1 protein-coding gene is annotated in these 351 nt (G+C 65.0%); it reads right to left on the bottom strand.

Features of this window, described 5'->3' with window-relative positions; genetic code table 11:
- Positions 1-299: hypothetical protein (locus EN852_RS36850; protein ID WP_135879762.1), on the bottom strand; the 299-nt coding region annotated here is incomplete at its 3' end.
- Positions 300-351 lie beyond the last annotated feature (52 nt).

Below are 351 nucleotides of genomic sequence, written 5' to 3'. Positions count from 1 at the left end.
CTTTTCGACAGCAGCGCCGTCGGCGACCAGTCGACGGCCACCTTGCGCGCCACCAGCCAGGCGCCCTCGCGATCCTCAAGCACGACATGGTCGACGCTGAGATTACCCGACCAGATGCCGTCGATGCCGCTGACGGTGACCTTGCGATCGTCGCTCGAGGCGAGCCGCGAGATGATGCCGGCGAGATTGTCGCGCCCACGCTCGGTCTTGGTCAGCACGACGAGCGCGCCGATCGCGCCCGCGACCATGATTAGCAGCGTGTAGAGGACAATGCGAAGGATGCGCCAGACCGTTTTCATCGTCAGAAGGCCTGGCCAATGCCGGCATAGATGCCGAAATGCGGGTCGCCGG

Source organism: Mesorhizobium sp. M2E.F.Ca.ET.209.01.1.1 (assembly GCF_004010375.2).
GTDB lineage: Bacteria > Pseudomonadota > Alphaproteobacteria > Rhizobiales > Rhizobiaceae > Mesorhizobium.
The sequence above is the reverse complement of the archived record's forward strand: the minus strand, read 5'-3'. Positions and strand labels throughout refer to the sequence as shown.